General features: G+C 54.5%; 2 protein-coding genes and 1 pseudogene. 1 reads left to right on the top strand and 2 read right to left on the bottom strand.

Going from position 1 to position 1,806, the window contains the following annotated elements:
• Nucleotides 1–235: pseudogene (locus DQ405_RS26770) on the bottom strand (cation transporter); the annotation flags it as partial.
• Nucleotides 236–327: 92 nt separating this feature from the next.
• On the opposite strand from DQ405_RS26770, the gene cadR reads away from it, so the two are divergent.
• Complete coding sequence (gene cadR, locus DQ405_RS26765; protein WP_003292662.1) at nt 328–732, top strand: Cd(II)/Pb(II)-responsive transcriptional regulator; 405 nt, start codon at nt 328–330, stop codon at nt 730–732.
• A gap of 122 nt (nt 733–854) precedes the next feature.
• On the opposite strand, the gene DQ405_RS26760 is transcribed toward cadR, so the two are convergent.
• A partial coding sequence (locus DQ405_RS26760) for a heavy metal sensor histidine kinase (RefSeq protein ID WP_168426498.1) occupies nt 855–1,806 on the bottom strand: 952 nt, incomplete at its 5' end.

Here is a 1,806-nt window from a genome sequence, read left to right as displayed (position 1 = left end):
GGCTCAACGGCACTGTCATGCATGACATCTAACCGACGGTCCGACAGATCAAAAGTCAGCTTCCGAACTCCGWACCAYTCAGCGCCAAGCGGATCATTCGCTCTTCTGATGGACAATCCATCTTGGGCACGGCGTAAACACTGACCCATTGCCCCGTCGTATCGGAAGGGTTTTGCACATCGGCATCAGCGGCTGGCGTCGCATCGCAGCCGCAGGGACCATCGGACTTGCTCATGATACGGCTCCACTTGAAATCGAAGATGGGATCATTAAAAGCCTTATAGCTACTATAAGGTCAATAACGCAGAGCCGATGAGGATTCACACGATGCGCATTGGTCAGTTAGCAAGGCTAATAGGGATTGATACACAGACGATCCGCTTCTATGAGCAGCAGGGCTTGTTGCCACCGCCTGATCGCCAGGCGAACGGCTATCGTGTCTACACCGAGAAGCATGGCGAGCGGCTAGCTTTCATCCGGCGCTGCCGAATCTTGAATCTGTCACTTCCAGAGATTCACGCACTCCAAAGCTACCAGGATGACCCTCGCCAGCCTTGTACGGCCGTCAATGCCTTACTCGATGATCACATTTCTCAAGTCAGATCCCAGATAACCGCTCTGCAATCACTCGAACGACAACTCGTTTCACTGCGGGCTAATTGCAACGATGGGCGGGAAGTTGAGGCTTGCGGCATTCTCGCCGGAATTAGCGAGGACGCATGCATTAAATGAACGGCGTTGGGGCTTGCGGGCCTGGTTACCCGGCCAACGCGCATGCCCTCGAAATGGTTGTTTGTCCCTGTGGTTTTTGCCCCTTCGTAGTGATGGCTGTCTCCGTGCGGTATCACTTTGAGTCAGGCCTGCCGAGGAAACGTGAGTTCAAACGTGGTCCGACCGTCTTTGCTGGCGACGGCCACGTGGCCTTTGTGGAGGTTCATCACTGAGCGGACAATCGCTAGCCCCAATCCTGCCCCGCGAGGTTGTATGCCGTTAACGCGGTAAAAGCGGTCGAACAGATGTGGGAGATGATCCGATTCGATAGTCGCGCCATGATTGGTGACAGCCAGCGAGACGATGTCTACGTCCTCCTCAAGGATCTTAAGTTCGACCGTACTGCCAGTATTTGAATGCCGCAGCGCGTTGGATAGCAGGTTGGAAATGGCCCGCTGGACCATAAGTCGATTTCCCAAAATCATGGCATCGCCCGTTACTGTCGTAGCGACTCCCGCTTCTTCGGCAAGGACTTCGAAGTATTCACATACGCGCCTCGCCTCGCTTCCTAAAGATAATTGTTCGAGCTTCAGTGCTGGGCTGGCGTGGCTGGCCTGGGCGAGAAACAGCATGTCTGACACGATTCGATCCATGCGTTCGAGTTCTTCAACCGACGACTCGATCACCTCCCGATAATGCTCCTTGCTTCGCTCACGCACCAAAGTCACCTGCGCCTTGCCTATCAGGTTGTTCAGCGGAGTTTTTAACTCATGAGCCACATCGTCCGAGAATTGTGACAGTTGCTGAACGCCGTCATCGAGTCGATGAAGCATTACGTTGAGGCTGTGCGCCAATGCCTGGAGCTCTTGCGGAAGCCGATCGGTGCGGATTCGAGGTGATAGATCCTGTGTAGATACCTTAGTCGCCAAGGCCCGGAACTTGCGAAGCGGCCGCAAGCCATTTTGGGCGATTAGCCATCCAGCCAATCCGATCAATATCAGTAGCATCGGCACGGTCACTAAGGCCGAGCGCAGGAATGCAGCCACCAGCCGTTGATCGGCACTGCGATCTTGCGAAAGTAAAAGCGTCATTGGA

It is taken from the genome of Pseudomonas sp. SST3 (assembly GCF_003325755.1).
The sequence above is the reverse complement of the archived record's forward strand: the minus strand, read 5'-3'. Positions and strand labels throughout refer to the sequence as shown.